Raw genomic sequence first — 16,149 nt, forward strand, 5'->3', positions numbered from 1 at the left:
TGCGGAGTTGCCGCATCGCGACAAAGCAGCCGACATTGGCGACTTGCTACCGTTCAACATCGCCAGAACCGAAGCCACCTGACACAATACGGTTCCATGGTTGAGCCGATACCAATCAACCCGCTGGCGTCAACGTGCGTTCAATCCCGCCGAATGTGTCAGGCCAATATGTTTTGAAAAAATGTAAAACGCGCATTCCACTCCTGTATCGAAAAGTGATCGCTGCGTCACCTCAAGCATCGTTCTCCCGGAGAAAACATCACAGGCCACGCAATCTCCAGGCCAATGGCCAGAATATTTCAGCTGCATCGACGTCGACCGCACAATCTGCCGACTAGTCAGAACTGGTATGCTTAAGCAAGCCCGATAGCAACGTGCAAGAAAGCGTTTTTTGCCACCATTAGCAGAAACCCCTTGCTCTGCCGGCACCAGTGAATTAATCCCGCGCATTATTTTCGGTCGCGCGTTCGCCGATTGGCTTATCATAAAGGAAATCTCATTGAAGTCGGGAAGCTTATACCAGGTTGGTGACAATGATCAGCGCCCTTGGGGCACATGGCATGTGCTCGATATCGGTGATAGCCACGTCGTCAAACGCATTGTTGTGAATCCGGGAGAGCGGCTATCGCTGCAATATCACAATCACCGTTCAGAGCGTTGGACCGCCGTTTCGGGGCACGGTATTGCCGAGATTGACGGAACGGAACATGCTCTGCAGCTCGGGCATACAGTCGATATTCCGCTCAAGGCGACACACCGTGTTTCGTGCACCGGAGATAAGCCATTGGTTTTTATCGAAATTCAATACGGCGAGCTGCTCGACGAGAACGATATCATTAGGCTCAGCGACGATTACAATCGGGTCTGATATCGAAGCCGATATTACTCGAATAGGTCGGCATCCGCCAACAGCGGTTGCTGCTGATCCTTGGAAGAGAGCGTGAGTGGCTCGGTCACCTTCCAGTCGATGCCGATCTGTGGATCATCCCAACGGATACCGCGATCGCTTTCGGGCTCGTAATAGTTGGTGGTCTTGTACAGAAACTCGACATGATCGCTCAATGTCAGGAAGCCATGCGCAAAGCCTTCTGGAATCCAGAGCTGGCGCTTGTTTTCCGCAGACAGGAGAACGCCGACCCAATGGCCGAAGGTGGGTGAGGATTTCCTGATGTCGACGGCAACGTCATAGACTTCGCCGGCCACCACCCGCACCAGCTTCGCCTGGGCATGCGGCGGCAGCTGATAGTGAAGACCACGCAAAACACCCTTGCCCGATCGGCTGTGATTATCCTGCACAAAGTCGGCGCTACGGCCGATCGCTGCTTCAAACTTCGCTTTGCTGAAGCTTTCGAAGAAGAAGCCGCGATCGTCTGCAAACACCGTCGGCTCGATAATCTTCACATCGGGAATAGCGGTGTCGATGGCCTTCATTAGTCGTCCTGCTCGGATTGTTAGCAAGGGAAGTGCGGCGTAAAGGGCGCCGTACTTAAAATATCCGATCGCGCAAGATCCCAAGGAGATATTGCCCATAGGCATTCTTTTTCAGCGGGCTCGCCAGCGCCTCGACATCAGATGCACTGATCCAACCGCTGCGATAAGCAATCTCTTCGGGGCAGGCCACTTTCAGGCCCTGTCGGTTCTCGATCGTTGCAATATAATGGCTAGCCTCCAGCATCGATTCATGCGTTCCGGTGTCGAGCCAGGCATAGCCGCGGCCCATGGTCTGGACGTCCAACCGGCCGGCCTGAAGATAGTGAACATTGACATCGGTGATCTCCAGCTCGCCGCGCGGCGACGGTCGGATGGATTTCGCAACGTCGACGACGCTTTCGTCGTAGAAATAGAGGCCGGTGACAGCATAGTTGCTCTTCGGCATCTTCGGCTTTTCCTCCAGGCTGATCGCCCGGCCGCTCTGATCGAACTCGACGACGCCATACCGATGCGCGTCCTGCACGTGATAGGCAAAGACAGTCGCACCCGTTTCCTTGGCGTTCGCCTCCTGCAGCAATCGGGTAAAATCATGCCCGTAGAAGATGTTGTCTCCCAGAACCAGAGCAGACGGCGCGCCGTCCAGAAACGTCTCGCCGATCAGGAACGCCTGGGCAAGACCGTCGGGACTAGGCTGCACCGCATAGTCAAGCTTTACGCCCCATTGGCTGCCATCGCCGAGCAATTGTTCGAAACGGGGCGTGTCCTGCGGCGTCGAGATGATGAGGATTTCGCGGATACCCGCCAACATCAAAGTCGTCAGCGGATAGTAGATCATCGGCTTGTCATAGATCGGCAGAAGCTGCTTGCTGACGGCGAGCGTCACCGGGTAGAGGCGTGTTCCCGATCCGCCGGCGAGTATGATTCCTTTGCGTGCCTTCGTCATGATCCTGCGTCTCGTCCTTCGTACATCTGCCCATGTCTCACCTGCGGGGGTCATAGCCCGGAAACCATCGGCAACATTCCGGTTTTCAATTCCCTGCAGCCTACAATCTCGCTAGGACGTCGTCGACGCCCTCCTGCCAGAGAGGAAGAGCAATATCAAAGCGATCCATCAGCTTTCGACAATCCAGCCGCGAATTGGCGGGGCGCCTGGCAGAGGTGGGGTATTCAGCTGTCGATATCGGCTTCAGCGCATCGAGAGACAGCGCAAGCTTAACGTTTGCTGCCAATGCCTTACGAACGATATGCTCGGCATAACCATACCACGAGGTGCTGCCTCGTGCCGTGAGATGATATGTTCCCGAGAGGTCGCCGGGAGCGTGCGAAGCCATGATGCGCTCGATCACCGTGCGGCTGACATCGGCAATCAAGGCCGCTGACGTCGGTGCGCCCACCTGGTCGGCAACGATGTTCAATGCGCTTCTTTCACCGGCCAGCCGAAGAATGGTCTTCAGGAAATTGCTGCCATGATGACCATAGACCCAGCTTGTGCGCAAAATGGCATGCTGTACGCTGGAGGCGCGCACCGCCTCTTCGCCCCGCCATTTGCTTTCGCCATAGACGGACTGCGGATTGACCGGATCGCTCTCCACATAAGGATCGGCCTTCAAGCCGTCAAAGACATAGTCTGTGGAGTAGTGGATGAGCCAAGCACCATTGTCCGCCGCCCACCGCGCCAGTATCCCTGGAGCGGTGGCATTGACCGTCATCGCCAGCTCTTTGTCGCTCTCGGCCCGATCCACCGCCGTGTAGGCGGCGGGATTGACGATGATGCGGGGTTTATGTGCGCCGAGAGCGGCAAGGATGCTTGCTTCGCTGGTCAGATCCATGTCCGCACGCGTCGAGGCAACGACACTCCCTAGGACGCGAAGCGAACGCTGCAGCTCGAAACCGACCTGCCCGCTGGCACCGGTGATCAGAATGGCACTCACAACTCAACCTCGTACTGCTTGCCGACCCATTCACGATAGGCGCCACTCGTCACGTTGCGAACCCAGTCCTGGTTTTGGAGATACCAAGCGATCGTCTTGCGAATGCCGGTCTCGAAGGTTTCCGCAGGCTTCCAGCCGAGTTCGCGCTCAAGCTTGCGCGCATCGATCGCATAGCGGCGATCGTGGCCCGGCCGATCCTTAACGAAGGTGATCTGATCGCTGTAACGGCTGCCATCGGCTTTCGGCCGCAGCTCATCGAGGATAGCGCAGATCGTCTGCACGACATCGAGATTGGGTTTCTCGTTCCAGCCGCCGACATTATAGGTCTCACCGAGCTTGCCGGCTTCCAGGACGCGGCGAATGGCGCTGCAATGATCCCGGACGTACAGCCAGTCGCGGATCTGCTGGCCGTCGCCATAGATCGGCAGGCTCTTTCCCGAAAGCGCGTTCAGGATCACCAGCGGGATCAGCTTTTCGGGAAAATGGTAAGGCCCGTAATTATTGCTGCAGTTGGTCGTTAAGACAGGCAAGCCGTAGGTATGATGCCACGCCCGTACGAGATGGTCTGATGCCGCCTTGCTGGCCGAATAGGGGCTGTTGGGTTCATAGCGATTGAGTTCGTTGAACGGCGCATCATCCTTCGCCAGCGTGCCGTAGACCTCATCCGTCGAGACATGCAGAAAGCGGAAGCCTTGCTTCTCCCCGTCCGGCAAGCCATCCCAATAGCCCCGCACGGCTTCCAGCAGATTGAAGGTCCCGACAATATTCGTCTGGATGAAATCGCCAGGCCCATGGATGGAGCGGTCGACGTGACTTTCAGCGGCGAAATTGATGACCGCACGCGGCCGGTGCATCGCCAGCAAATCGCTCACCAGCTCGCGATCACCAATATCGCCATGCACGAACACATGGCGATCATCACCCTTCAACCCCTTCAGGGTGTCGAGGTTGCCAGCATAGGTCAGCTTGTCGAGGTTAACGACCGTCTCACCGTCTCGCTCAAGCCAGTCCAGGACAAAATTTCCACCGATAAAACCAGCACCACCCGAAACCAATATCGTCATCTAAAGCCTATTCCATTTTAGGCACAAAGCTAAATTGTCGACACGAATCAGCGACAAATCAATCTTACGACAAGGAGGCGTTTCTCCCTCGAAAAGATTTCAATCATCGCAAGATGGATATCTGCCTCGATCACGGAGGCAAACCAAAATGCTCATTCAAATCAGGAAATTTGAGATTGGCTGGGAAACCTGGATTCGAACCAAGATTAACGGAGTCAGAGTCCGCTGTTCTACCATTGAACTATTTCCCAACAGCCGCCGGGCGTTGGATGCCCCTGCGGGGAAAGCAGGGCCTCTATAATCGAATTTGCCGCGGATGCAAACACTTTAACGCACGGAAAATGCGATTTTTTGAAAGTGGCGCCGGATCATCATGATAGGTCACGAATCCGCCGGCGGCCAGCGGATTTTGCAAGCCATATGGTCCCAATTGCCTGAGAGGACGGCCCGAAGAGCGATTTCGCCGGTGTCGACGCCACGCCTTCATTGCCTCACCAACGCAGCATGCGCCTACCGAGGACATATCCGACAGCGGTCACCATGGCGATCGCGATCGGGTACCAGAGCAGCACGAAAAGTGGGCTGTCGTCCGTGCAGTTGGAGGCATAGAAGGTTGCGGCGATGCCGCTGGCGGCCAATCCGGCGACGGCGCCGGCGGCACCCGGCTTTTCCGGCGCGCCATGGCGCAGGGCGAACAGGAAGCAGGCAAGCGGTCCGATCGACAGCAGCGGGATGAGCGTCAGGCAGAAGCGGGCATTGTGCCCGATCATCCGCGCACTCCAGCTGTCGGCCGGCATGACGGCCATTTCGACGGCAGCGGCCGCAAGCAGCAGGAGCGGTGCCGCCAGCAGCGCCCAGCCCCAGATGCGCACCGGCACACCCGGCCGGCCGATGCGAAAGACAACGGCGCAAGCCGTCACTGCGAGCGCAATGGTCACCACGAATTTGAACAGGAAGCGGACGGTCTGCATCGCGCTGTCTATGTCGGCTCGAAAGCCGATCATCGCAAAGAAAATGCCGCCGCTGATCAGAATGCCCGCGATGACCGCAATGGTCAGGGCCTTGCCGATCCGCGTACGGACCGGCGCGTCCTGCGCCAGAAGATTGATGAGGTCATCGGTTTTCACTGGTCTCACTCCGATAGAGGGCCGCAAGCGCCTTCAGCGCGCGATGCAGCGCCACGCGCACCGCCCCTTCCGTCATCTTCAGCCGGTCCGCCGTTTCCCGCACGCTGGTTCCCTCGACGGAAATCGAGCGCACGATGGTTTTCTGCGGATCCTTCAATTGCTCCAACATACGATCGACATCGAACCGATCCAAGGCATCGGCATGCTCTTCCGCCTCCAGGAAATCGATGACATCGTCGATCGGTACGCTCATATGTCGCCCACGCCTTCTCAGGCTGTCGATCAGCTTGTTGCGCACGATCGTCGACAGCCAAGGCCCGATCGGGCGTGATGAATCCCATGTACCGCGCTTCAGATGGATAGCGAGCAACACTTCCTGAACCACATCCTCAGCCTCGCTTACCGGCGCACCGAATTGATCGCAGCGCCTTTTCGCCATGGCGCGCAGATGCGGCGTCACCGAGGACAGGAAACGGTGGTAGGCCTGCGCATCGCCGTTGATGGCGGCGCGCATCCAGACTGCCCATTCCTCTTCGCGCGCCGAATATTTCATCCGACATCTCCTATACGCGGAACCGCAGGATTTCGTTACCGGCAACGGCACTTATTTTTCAAGCCCTTTCGTCTCGATCAGGAATCGTTGAACTCCCGCGTCTTTTGCCGATACGCGACATCAGGCTGACCCGCCGTGGGGCGCATATAAGTCCGGCCAGGGCAGATAGCCGGCGCAGCATGATGGACGTCATCTCGAAAAAAGTCCGATATGGCTGTAACATCCGGCCGGGACGCTCCGTAGACCTTGATGCAAGCCAATGGCGGCTCGCATCCATCAAGGAGACAGATCCATGAAGAACAGCATCATCACCCTGGCCATCGCCGGCTCGATCGCCTCGGCACTTGCATCCATCGCTGTCCCGGCATCGGCAGCCGACTCCAAGGAAAAATGCTACGGCGTCGCTCTCAAGGGTCAGAACGATTGCGCCGCCGGCAAGCATGATTGCGCCGGCAAGTCGACTATGAGCTACGACAAGATGTCCTTCAAGCTCGTTCCCACAGGCACCTGCACCTCCATGAAGACGCCGAAGGGCCATGGCTCGCTGACCCCGGCCTGATCCGAGACGGAATTGATCGTCAATCATCTCTCGTAAGGAACATGTCATGAGCAAGATGTCCGCACTCGCCCTGGCCGCATCGGTTGCCACCGCAGTGACGCTTGTCACCGGCACAACGACGACCGCCTCGGCCGCCGATGCCAAGGAAAAATGCTACGGCGTTGCCCTCAAGGGCCAGAACGATTGCGCCGCCGGCCCGGGCACGACCTGCGCCGGAACATCGAAGGTCGATTACCAGCGCAATTCGTGGAAGCTGGTTCCCGCTGGAACCTGCGAGACGATCAAGACGCCGAGCGGTCACGGCACCCTGACGCAGGGTCCGGCGCCCGTCTGACAAGGCAGCGCGAACACGTGGGCGGCGCATTTTTCTTTAGGGGCGCCGCCCGCCTCCCGAACGGAATGATCTCTTTGTTTTCATGCAATTCCAAATGCAAAACCGCCGCGTATTTTGCTGGAACTGCTCCTACCCGGAGGCCGCAATGAAACCGTCAGAACTTCCTCGCCATGCCGGTGTCGGCTTCAAACCGGAGCACTTCGCCGCGATCAATGCCGAAAGGCAGCCGATCGGCTTTTTCGAGGTCCATGCCGAAAACTACATGGGTGCCGGCGGCCCGCCGCATGCCCAGCTCGGCAGGCTGCGCGGCGACTATGCCCTGTCCATCCATGGCGTCGGCCTTTCCATCGGCTCGATGCAGCCTTTGGACAGCGAACATCTTGCCCGCCTGAAGATCGTCTGCGATCGCTACGAGCCGGAGAGTTTTTCGGAGCACCTTGCCTGGTCGAGTCACGACACGACCTTTCTCAACGATCTGCTGCCCCTGCCCTATACCGAGGCGACGCTTGCGCGGGTCTGCGACCATATCGATCAGGTTCAGGTAATACTCGGCCGCCAGATACTGCTGGAGAATCCGGCTACCTACCTGCTCTTCGAGGAAAGCACGATCGAGGAAACCGAGTTTCTGGCCGACGTCGCCCGCCGCACCGGCTGCGGCCTGCTACTCGACGTTAATAACGTATTCGTCGCCGCCACCAACCACCACATGGATGCGCGCGCCTATCTCGAGCGCTTTCCTGTGCAATGGGTGCGCGAGATCCATCTGAGCGGCCATTCGGAAACCATCGACGACTCAGGTGCGCCGCTTTTGATCGACAGCCACGATACACCGGTGAAGGATCCCGTCTGGGCGCTCTATGAAGAGCTCATCGGCCGGATCGGTCCAGTGGCCAGCCTGGTCGAGTGGGATAACGATGTGCCGGAATGGCCTGTTTTGAGGGCCGAGGCCGAAGCGGCTGAAGCCATCTTGAAGCGCGCCGTCGCCGCACGTCGGGCGGCCTGAGGAGGGATCGATGTCTCTCACCACGCAAAGTGAATTCGCCGCAGCGCTCGTCAATCCCGATCTCGCGGTGCCCGCTGGATTGACGGCCTGGAATGGCCCACAGCCGGCGCGACGCTTCGGCGTCTATCGCAACAATGTCGCGATCGGCCTGATCGGCGCGCTCGCCTCGCGCTTTCCGGCGGCGGAAAGCATCGTCGGCAAGGAATTCTTCGCAGCCATGGCGCATGAATTCATTCGGCTGCATCCGCCGCGATCGCCGCTGCTGCTTGCCTATGGCGATGATTTTCCCGAATTCGTCGAGGGTTTCGAACCGACACGAGAAATCCCTTATCTGCCCGACGTCATGAGATTGGAGGCAGCCCGACGCCGGGCCTATCACGCGGCCGATGCATTGCCGGCCGATGCCGCCTTGCTGGCGATCGTCGAGCCGGAGGGGCTTTCGAAGCTGAAATTCGCGCCGCATCCTTCGGCCTCCGTCGTTCGCTCCGCCCATCCGGCCGTCACCATCTGGGCGATGAACACCGGCGAAATCGAGCTTGCCGATATTGCCGATTGGACGGGCGAGGATGCTCTCGTCGTTCGTCCGGAGATGATCGTGGAAGTACATCGTCTCCCTCCGGGCGGCGCCAGCTTTCTCGAGAAGCTATTTGCCGGCGCCGACCTCGGCAGCGCCTTCGAGACGTCCCTTGCCGAAACCGCAGATTTCGATCTTTCCGCCAACCTCGCCGGTGCGTTCACGGCAGGCACTTTCATGGCCATTCGCTGAACGCCAAGAGGAATGAAGATGCAGAACCAGATGATGACGGCCGCCCCGGCCGAACGCGAAACCGTGCCCCAAAAGCTTCATGACGCTCTGAGATTGCTCGACCGCATTCCGCACGACCTGATCGCCCTCATAGCGCGGCTGTCGATCGCCGCTGTCTTCTGGCAATCCGGCCAGACCAAGGTGGAAGGGTGGCAAGTGACCGACAATGCCGTCTATCTCTTCCAGACGGAATATAAGCTGCCGCTGGTCGATCCCTGGATTGCCGCTCATATCGCCGCCTTCAGCGAACATTTCTTTCCCTTTTTGCTCGTGATCGGCCTCGCAAGCCGGCTGTCGGCGCTGGCATTGCTCGGCATGACGCTGGTGATCGAGATTTTCGTCTATCCCGATGCCTGGCCGACGCACGGCACCTGGGCAACCTGCTTTCTGGTGATCATTGCTGGCGGGCCTGGGCGCATCGCGCTCGATCACCTGATCGCCAGGTGGTTCAGCCGTTCGTCCCGGGACGGGACCAAGGGGAACGCCTGATAGCGGCGCTCCCGGCATGACAATCAGGCCTCGGCATGACAATCAAGCAAGGCTATCGCAGGACTGGCTCGCCATGGAAGCGGCGCCGCGACGGCTTCGAGACGCCGAAGCCGACCTCCATCATCAGGCGCGGCTTCTGCGTGGGCACGGTGCCCATGTGGAAGCCGAAAGGATCCTCCACGAAGCCGGATCCGGCCTTGCCGGTCAGCGTCAGCGCATTCGCCTGTCCATAATAATCGAGCACCTCGTTCGCGGGATGCCCCACCAGCAAAGTCAGCTGATGCCGGAGCTGGCGGCGGCGGTGGCTTCCCTTGATGAAGACGTGCGGGCCTGTGCCCTCGTCCACGTCGACGAGATTGAAGAAGAACTTCAACATCCGCCAGTCGTCGAGATCGAAGTGATATTTATCCAGCGAGGCAAGGCTTCTGTCGGCCTCGGAAGCCTGCGTGGGGAAGCTCCACCAGATGCGGGTGGTGATCACCTTGGCCTGGCCGCCGAGATATTGGCGAGCGACATCGATCAGCAACGGATCGCGCTGCACCGCCATGACGGCTTCGCAATCAAGCGAGCGTTCGAAGAAGTGTCCGCTCAGAATCGGCCGCCCGAAGCGGGCTTCCGCTTGTCCGTGTTCGCTGGCGATAAATTCGAGCTGCCTGTTGAAATTGCCGTAGCAGCCGGTTTTTCCGGCGAATTCGGCGATCTCTCGATGGATGTGCTCCGGCAGCATCAGGCTCGGATAGATACCATCCGTTCGCAACGCATCGACGACAGCGCTGCGCTCGACACCTGCAAACATTGAGGCGCCGGAAATGGGGAGCCTGACGGCCTGCTTGGTTGCAAGCCAATGGATGCGCCGAAACGGCAGGGTTCTGGCCAATAGGAACATGGGCAACCAGGCGGGATTTTCTTTAAGATCGGTCAGGTACGTCGGTATCCTGACAGCCATGCGCTTGAAGCGGCCGCCCTGTCGGGCGATGGACTCCAAGTCTCTTGCCGGGGGATTGTGCATAGCTACCCTTTCCGCATATTTGCAAAACCCGTGGCAACAGGCCCAACACCCTGTTGATGCGATATAATTCTTTGAAACTCTAAGTTTATTCGCAACAGCGAATGTCTGCTGCAGCGCGGCAAATAGCGGTGGTCTGGCCCCGGTCAAGGGGTCTGAAAGTCAAAAACCTGATTGTAACCGTAGAAATTTCCGCAGAAACACGCGGCGCGTTCGAAAGCATTTGCGAGATCGCGCGGACCGGTTGTTTTTCCTGCCCGATAACCGTCGTGACGCCGGAAGATACGGGGAACAGCGCATTTCATTTGCCGTTACTTAGGATAATGGCGCTAAGCATGCTGAGGAGGTGGAGAGCGGTTTCATTCGGCTGCGATTTCGACAGCCTTCCAACAGTCACATTCCTGTTCGCATTATTGGTTAGACGAGCGAGAAAACATCCAAAAGGGCCCCCTTGATATGGCAGAAACGAAGACCTTTGAACCGGAGGAAGGCATCGTCGATTTCGACGCGGGCGAGGGCGAGACCCCGACCGTGGTGGAGATGGACGATTATACGAAGAGCCTCGCCCAGGCGAAGGCCAAGTCCGTCAAGCTTATCGACGCCATCACCGGGCAGGTGCTCAAGAAGAAAGATGCCGTGCATGTCGACGACCTTCGTCCCTCGCTGGCGGATTTCATGCGGCTGAAGCATCCGGAGCTTCGCGCCGACGACTATATCAGCCGCAAGGTGATGGATGACTATCGCGCTCAATATATCGCCGAGCTGCTGACGGTGGAGCGCGGCGAGCTTTCCAACCTCGAGGACGAGGTCGTCGAAAGCCTGAAGACACATGATACGCTGGCCGAGAACATCGAAGAGGATTATGAGGACCATCGCTCCATCGGCGACCGTATGGCGGACGGCGTGGCGTCCTTCGGCGGCAGCTGGACCTTCATTATTTCCTTCTGCCTGTTTCTCGCCGTCTGGATGGGCATCAATCTCTTCATGGGCGAAAAACAGGCCTTCGACGCCTATCCGTTCATCCTGCTGAACCTGGTTCTTTCGACGGTCGCCGCGCTGCAGGCACCGATCATCATGATGAGCCAGCGCCGTCAGGAAGAGAAAGACCGCCTGCGCGCCCTCAATGACTACAAGGTCAACCTGAAGGCCGAACTGGAAATCCGCCACCTGCATGAAAAGGTCGACCATCTCCTCAATCGCCAGTGGGAGCGGCTGACCGAAATCCAGCAGATCCAGATCGAGATGATGCTGGAACAGGCCAAGGCCGCCACCCGGGCGATCAAGGCCAACAAGGCGGCGAAGGCGAAGACGAGCGCGCTGAAGAGCCTCTTCACCAAGGTCAGGGACCCTGATCCGGAGGAATCCGCCACCTGACCGCCGACACTCGGCGGCGCCTTTCACCATGGCGCCACCGACTGTCCTTCAGGGCTGCTCGCCTTGCCGACATTTCACGCCTCCTGGCAGTTCATATGCCTGCCGCCGATGCGCGAACAGAACCGGAATGCACAGGAGATAGAGGAATGCGCCCAGAATCCAGACGAGACCGGGAAAGACATGCCTTGAGGCGAAATAGATCTCGCTGATCGCCAACGGCGCCACCATGGATGCGAGGCTCGCCAGGCTGGTCAGCACCCCCTGCAGGCGCCCCTGCTCATCCGCGCCCACCCGTTTCGTCATCAACGACAGCAGCGCGGGCTGGCCGATACCGCCGAGGCAGAAGAGCGGGAAAAGCAGGAAGGCAACGAAGCCGCGCGTGGCGAAGGCGATCGCGATATAGGCAGCGCTATCGCAGACGATCGCGACGATCAGCGCGAAACGCTCGCCCCAGCGTTCGCTCAGCGGGCCGGCAACGAAGGCCTGGGCGAGAGCGTGGAAGAAGCCGAAGCCGGCGAGAGACAGGCCGACGGTCGCCGTATCCCAGCCGAACTTGTCCTGACCGTAGAGCACCCAGATGGTGCCGCCCACCTCGCCGACGATACTGAGGATGATGGATAGGACGAGAAGCGGCAGGAGCGCCGGAAATGCGCCGATCCAGCGCAGCGGCGCCAAGGGATGAAAGGCGGCCGGGTCGATTCGCTCGGGCTTCGCCGTCCGCGTCTCGGGCAGCACGATCAGCGCAATGATGAAATTCGCCATCACGAGCAGCGCGGCCGCAATGAAGGGTGCTCGCAGCGAAATCGTGCCCAGCATGCCGCCGATCACGGGTCCCAGAATGAAGCCGATGCCGAAGCAGGCGCTGAGGAGCCCGAAAGCCCGCGCCCGGCGCTCCTCCGGCATGATGTCGGTAAGACAGGCCGCCGCCACCGCGGCATTGGCGGCCGTCAGGCCGGCAAAGGCTCGCCCGAGAAACAACCACCAGAAACCCGGCGCCAAGGCCATGAAGGCATAGTCGATCATGCCGCCCGCCAGCGAAACGAGCAGCACCGGCCTGCGGCCGTAGACATCGCTCAGCGTCCCGGGGATGGGAGAGGCGAGAAACTGCAGCGCCGCATAAAGCGAAAGGAACGCGCCGAAGCGCCAGCCGAGCTCGGGCGTATGCGCCACGCTCTGTAGAAGCTCCGGCAGGATCGGCATCACGAGACCAGTTCCGGCGGCATCGAGAACGACGACGGAGAGGACCGTCAAAAGCATCTTGTTCATAGTGCAAAACTTATCGTTGATAAGGAACTTTATCGCCGATAAATTATGCAACCGAGACTGTCAATCGGAGAGCCTATGAAAATCGATCGAAGCCAGATCGTCGATGCGGCGCTGACCATTCTGAACGAAGTCGGCATCGACGGCCTATCGACGCGGCTGATCGCCCAGCGCCTCGGCGTCCAGCAGCCTGCCCTCTACTGGCACTTCAAGGGCAAACAGGCGCTGCTTGCGGCGATGAATGCCGAGATGCTGAGGCGGAATCACACGCGCAACATACCTCTTGCCGGAGAGACCTGGCAGGAATTCCTGCGCGCCAATGCCAGCAGCTTCCGTTCCGCCTTGCTGGCATGGCGCGATGGTGCCCGCGTTCATGCGGGAACCGAAGTCGATCTTTCGCACCTCGGTGCGATCGAAGCCCAACTCGAATGCCTGTATACCGCCGGCTTCGATTCCGAAAAGGCTCTGGCGCTGCAGATCGCGATCAGCCGCTATGTGGTGGGATGTGTATTGGAGGAGCAGGCGGATGCAGCCGAATCCAGGGATCGGTCGGCGCTCGATGCGGCCGCCGAAAACCATCCGAACTTGGCGAAAGCCTTGTCCGTCTACCGCGCCAAGGGCCATAAAGCCTTGTTTGAAGCCGGGCTCGAGCTGCTGATCGGCGGGGCTGAGACTGGCAATTAGATACATGCTCGCTCAGTGCTGTTCCGGGCGAAAATGCATCTCGAACCAGCAGACATTACGACGCGAGGGTGCGGTTCTCGCTGTTTTGTCGATGCCACCTGAAATTGTCATCTTGCAACTGATTGGGGCAGTGGATAGCCTGATGACACCGGATTCTGACTCTGACATGCCAGAGTTCTGGATAGTTAGCAGCCTGAAGGGGGAAGCCTTGAAACCTTTACTGACCGCGCCTGTATTTTTAGCCCTTTTTTCTCTGAGTGCATGTGCAACTTCGTCCACATCCAACTCGGCGGCTGGCCCGACTTCTGATGCTTGCGGTGCCTCTCGATATCAAAAGCTTGTAGGGGGCCCATCCTCTGCTACCGCGGGGCTGAAAATACCCGCAGATTCGCGACACTATGGAAGTGAAGAACGGGTTGCTACCGATACGCCTACGCGTTTGAATTTCGTCCATAGTGGCACCGCAGTCCAGTCCGTGACTGATCCGAAATCCAAGGTGATACGCGTATTTTGTGGGTGAAAGCCCATTAAAGCCAGAGCAAGGGTGCATCTTTGAATAGGCACGGTGGAATGCTCGCAACAACAATCTTTTGGCGCCGGTCGGCGCCAAATCCTTTGCCGCATCACATTCGCACTCATTCAGGAATTTACAATGCGCCGTCTGCTGCCCTTTACTGCCGGTATTGCTCTCATGGCTACTCTCTCCAGCTGTGTGACGGCGCCGCACGTAGCCTCCCCGCCTCCAGCAGGTTGGAAGCGTTTCCATGCCGCTAAAGGCGCCTGCGCCATTGCTGTTCCGGATTGGATGAAAATAGCCGACGGGGTGGCGGGCTCAACTCAGACGCAGGCTGGCAATGTCAGCCGAATTACCGTTGTGTTCTTCTTACCCGAAGTCGGCGATTACCAGCGCACGACGAGGATCATGTCGATGGTCGATCCAAGCATGAAAATCATGAGCCAATCAGGGCGCGGGACGATCGGCATAATCAACACACCTGCGGGCAGCCTGTGGACGATCATTAGCAACACCACACCTGCTTGCAGTGTTAAGATTACCAGCTACGCGCCGCCTACCGGTAGCATTCCGGATGTAATTTCGACCATGGCAGTGCATTTAGGCCCGGAATAGACCCCTGCTGCTTTGCGGAAGATCTCTTCGATGTCGCGGCAACCCGCCGACATGGGTGGAGCGAAGTGATCGGTCACAGCGCAAGCGGAAAAGCGGCCCCGAATCGGATGCCGCGGCTTGCAACGGCAGTATGGGCCATAGTACCTGCGCCACGGCTGAACAATCGCTCACGATCCGAAGACGATCTGACAGGCCGAAGTGGTCGCCGGAAACAATCCGTCTTCACCAACCGGTACACCCCAATCATCCAACGTCTTCACCTGAGCAATGGCTCCACCCTTTGCCGTGAGTGCGAGGGTGCAAGATACGTCCTGGTCATGTTCCGGGACATAGCGCCGCTTCCTGATTGTCCAGTTTCCCTGAAATGACTCATCTTCGTATGTCCTCGCGGGCACCCGCACCATACGAGATCGCTGCCAGGTCAGGACCGCCGAATCACCCGAATTGCTGCGGTTCGTCGGTGGGCCAAACTTTTCCTGGAATTTCGAAATCTGCTTGCCTCGCCATTGGCTGCCGACTTTGTTGTACGGAGCTACTAGTGCGATTCGGAGGTTGTCCCCCAGCCCTTTTGCCGCCCCGCCGCAGCCGGAAAGAAACAACGGGAGTATGGCGATGAGCAATAAGCTTTTCGTGGTTTTCATTTCTAAATCCAATTTGGGGTCATTTGCGGGGGGCGAATACAAGGCCCACGATCGGCCAGCAACGCGCATGCCTTTGAAGGCTTTATTCCGCGACGATCTGTCGGCTGATCGGGCGCGTGAGGCATGCAATTGTCGCCGATTTCGACCCACATTGCTTGAGACGGAGCCCACATTCGGTGAGACGGACGCAATCATCCGAGCCGACCCATTATTCGTGAGACCGGCGTCATACTTGCAATCATTTTCGCCAATGAAGAAGAGACATGAGCACTATATTTTTTTCCATTCTGGTTTGAGATCTCTGATCATGTTCTCCAAGAGAATTGGGGACACACCCGGCGTGCCCGCCAACTTCCACGCGGAAAAATAGTCGGGAAAATTACTGTGGATGATCTTACCAACCTTTATGTGGCGTTCTTCAGGGCCAGAATAGCCAAACTTCACCATAAACTGCATATGCATCAGGGCCATAGACCGCAGTCTTCGCGAATGACGGTCTAAATCCAATAGTAACATTTCATCAAAATACTTTGATGAACCCTCCAGAATTTTCAGTAGATCTTCTTGAAGATCCAGTCTTATTGCCTCTTCTACAAGATCACCCTCAGTCATATACTTCCTCTTACATCCAACTTATTTACTGAAGCTTACAGAAGGTTGATATCCAGGAGTTACTGTTACCTTGGAGTAGCCAAGAGCTTACCGCCGGGGCTCTAATCGCCGTTGGATGAAAGTTCAGTAGCAGGTCACAAGAAC

At 58.2% G+C, this 16,149-nt stretch carries 19 protein-coding genes and 1 tRNA gene; 9 read left to right on the forward strand and 11 right to left on the reverse strand.

The window, feature by feature from the left end; all coding sequences use genetic code 11:
* Positions 1-391 precede the first annotated feature (391 nt).
* The gene (locus DQ393_RS10470) at positions 392-868 is read left to right on the forward strand and encodes a phosphomannose isomerase type II C-terminal cupin domain (RefSeq protein ID WP_245430299.1); all 477 of its coding nucleotides are present in this window, start codon (positions 392-394) and stop codon (positions 866-868) included.
* Between the two features lie 14 nt (positions 869-882).
* Here DQ393_RS10470 and rfbC read toward each other — a convergent pair whose 3' ends face one another.
* The 7 genes from rfbC to DQ393_RS10505 form a co-directional block, all read right to left on the reverse strand.
* Positions 883-1,431 carry a dTDP-4-dehydrorhamnose 3,5-epimerase gene (rfbC, locus tag DQ393_RS10475; protein WP_112341687.1) on the reverse strand — a complete coding sequence of 183 codons (549 nt, stop codon included), beginning with the start codon at positions 1,429-1,431 and terminating at the stop codon, positions 883-885.
* Positions 1,432-1,486: 55 nt separating this feature from the next.
* Positions 1,487-2,374, reverse strand: a complete 888-nt coding sequence (gene rfbA, locus DQ393_RS10480) for a glucose-1-phosphate thymidylyltransferase RfbA (protein WP_112341688.1) — start codon at positions 2,372-2,374, stop codon at positions 1,487-1,489.
* A 100-nt stretch (positions 2,375-2,474) separates the two neighbouring features.
* Positions 2,475-3,362 (reverse strand): dTDP-4-dehydrorhamnose reductase, encoded by an 888-nt coding sequence (gene rfbD / locus DQ393_RS10485; RefSeq protein WP_112341689.1) that lies wholly within the window; start codon positions 3,360-3,362, stop codon positions 2,475-2,477.
* Positions 3,359-4,426 (reverse strand): dTDP-glucose 4,6-dehydratase, encoded by a 1,068-nt coding sequence (gene rfbB, locus DQ393_RS10490; protein ID WP_112341690.1) that lies wholly within the window; start codon positions 4,424-4,426, stop codon positions 3,359-3,361. The genes rfbD and rfbB overlap by 4 nt, the downstream gene beginning before the upstream one ends.
* Positions 4,427-4,603: 177 nt before the next feature.
* Positions 4,604-4,677 (reverse strand) — tRNA-Gln (locus tag DQ393_RS10495).
* A 240-nt stretch (positions 4,678-4,917) separates the two neighbouring features.
* Entirely contained in the window at positions 4,918-5,553 is a 636-nt protein-coding gene (locus DQ393_RS10500) for an NrsF family protein (protein WP_112341691.1), read from the reverse strand.
* Positions 5,540-6,106: a sigma-70 family RNA polymerase sigma factor gene (locus DQ393_RS10505; RefSeq protein ID WP_112341692.1), complete on the reverse strand. Its 567-nt coding sequence runs from the start codon at positions 6,104-6,106 to the stop codon at positions 5,540-5,542. Before DQ393_RS10505 ends, DQ393_RS10500 begins: the two co-directional genes overlap by 14 nt.
* Positions 6,107-6,398: 292 nt before the next feature.
* Between DQ393_RS10505 and DQ393_RS10510 the strand changes: the two genes are divergently transcribed.
* The 5 genes from DQ393_RS10510 (at position 6,399) to DQ393_RS10530 (ending at position 9,296) form a co-directional block, all read left to right on the forward strand.
* Positions 6,399-6,665 carry a BufA1 family periplasmic bufferin-type metallophore gene (locus tag DQ393_RS10510; protein ID WP_112341693.1) on the forward strand — a complete coding sequence of 89 codons (267 nt, stop codon included), beginning with the start codon at positions 6,399-6,401 and terminating at the stop codon, positions 6,663-6,665.
* A gap of 46 nt (positions 6,666-6,711) precedes the next feature.
* The gene (locus DQ393_RS10515) at positions 6,712-6,999 is read left to right on the forward strand and encodes a BufA1 family periplasmic bufferin-type metallophore (protein WP_112341694.1); all 288 of its coding nucleotides are present in this window, start codon (positions 6,712-6,714) and stop codon (positions 6,997-6,999) included.
* Between the two features lie 145 nt (positions 7,000-7,144).
* The gene (gene bufB / locus DQ393_RS10520) at positions 7,145-8,002 is read left to right on the forward strand and encodes an MNIO family bufferin maturase (RefSeq protein ID WP_112341695.1); all 858 of its coding nucleotides are present in this window, start codon (positions 7,145-7,147) and stop codon (positions 8,000-8,002) included.
* 10 nt (positions 8,003-8,012) lie between these two features.
* On the forward strand, positions 8,013-8,768 hold the full coding sequence (locus DQ393_RS10525; RefSeq protein ID WP_112341696.1) for an HvfC/BufC N-terminal domain-containing protein: 756 nt from the start codon (positions 8,013-8,015) through the stop codon (positions 8,766-8,768).
* Between the two features lie 18 nt (positions 8,769-8,786).
* On the forward strand, positions 8,787-9,296 hold the full coding sequence (locus tag DQ393_RS10530; RefSeq protein ID WP_112341697.1) for a DoxX family protein: 510 nt from the start codon (positions 8,787-8,789) through the stop codon (positions 9,294-9,296).
* A 52-nt stretch (positions 9,297-9,348) separates the two neighbouring features.
* Here the strand turns inward: DQ393_RS10530 and DQ393_RS10535 are convergent, their stop codons facing one another.
* The gene (locus tag DQ393_RS10535) at positions 9,349-10,305 is read right to left on the reverse strand and encodes a phytanoyl-CoA dioxygenase family protein (protein WP_112341698.1); all 957 of its coding nucleotides are present in this window, start codon (positions 10,303-10,305) and stop codon (positions 9,349-9,351) included.
* A gap of 453 nt (positions 10,306-10,758) precedes the next feature.
* Between DQ393_RS10535 and DQ393_RS10540 the strand changes: the two genes are divergently transcribed.
* The gene (locus DQ393_RS10540) at positions 10,759-11,676 is read left to right on the forward strand and encodes a DUF1003 domain-containing protein (RefSeq protein WP_112341699.1); all 918 of its coding nucleotides are present in this window, start codon (positions 10,759-10,761) and stop codon (positions 11,674-11,676) included.
* A gap of 48 nt (positions 11,677-11,724) precedes the next feature.
* Here DQ393_RS10540 and DQ393_RS10545 read toward each other — a convergent pair whose 3' ends face one another.
* Complete coding sequence (locus tag DQ393_RS10545; protein ID WP_112341700.1) at positions 11,725-12,942, reverse strand: TCR/Tet family MFS transporter; 1,218 nt, start codon at positions 12,940-12,942, stop codon at positions 11,725-11,727.
* A 75-nt stretch (positions 12,943-13,017) separates the two neighbouring features.
* On the opposite strand from DQ393_RS10545, the gene DQ393_RS10550 reads away from it, so the two are divergent.
* Both DQ393_RS10550 and DQ393_RS10555 read left to right on the forward strand, forming a co-directional pair.
* Complete coding sequence (locus tag DQ393_RS10550; RefSeq protein WP_112341701.1) at positions 13,018-13,623, forward strand: TetR/AcrR family transcriptional regulator C-terminal domain-containing protein; 606 nt, start codon at positions 13,018-13,020, stop codon at positions 13,621-13,623.
* Positions 13,624-14,275: 652 nt separating this feature from the next.
* A complete protein-coding gene (locus tag DQ393_RS10555) occupies positions 14,276-14,752 on the forward strand; it encodes a hypothetical protein (protein WP_112341702.1) in 477 nt (158 codons plus the stop codon).
* 167 nt (positions 14,753-14,919) lie between these two features.
* On the opposite strand, the gene DQ393_RS10560 is transcribed toward DQ393_RS10555, so the two are convergent.
* Complete coding sequence (locus DQ393_RS10560; RefSeq protein WP_112341703.1) at positions 14,920-15,393, reverse strand: hypothetical protein; 474 nt, start codon at positions 15,391-15,393, stop codon at positions 14,920-14,922.
* Positions 15,394-15,663: 270 nt separating this feature from the next.
* Positions 15,664-16,005: a hypothetical protein gene (locus tag DQ393_RS10565; protein WP_112341704.1), complete on the reverse strand. Its 342-nt coding sequence runs from the start codon at positions 16,003-16,005 to the stop codon at positions 15,664-15,666.
* Between the last annotated feature and the right edge of the window lie 144 nt (positions 16,006-16,149).

Origin of the sequence: Martinezella tropici, assembly GCF_003287875.1 — a bacterium.
In the GTDB taxonomy this organism is placed as follows: domain Bacteria; phylum Pseudomonadota; class Alphaproteobacteria; order Rhizobiales; family Rhizobiaceae; genus Rhizobium; species Rhizobium tropici_C.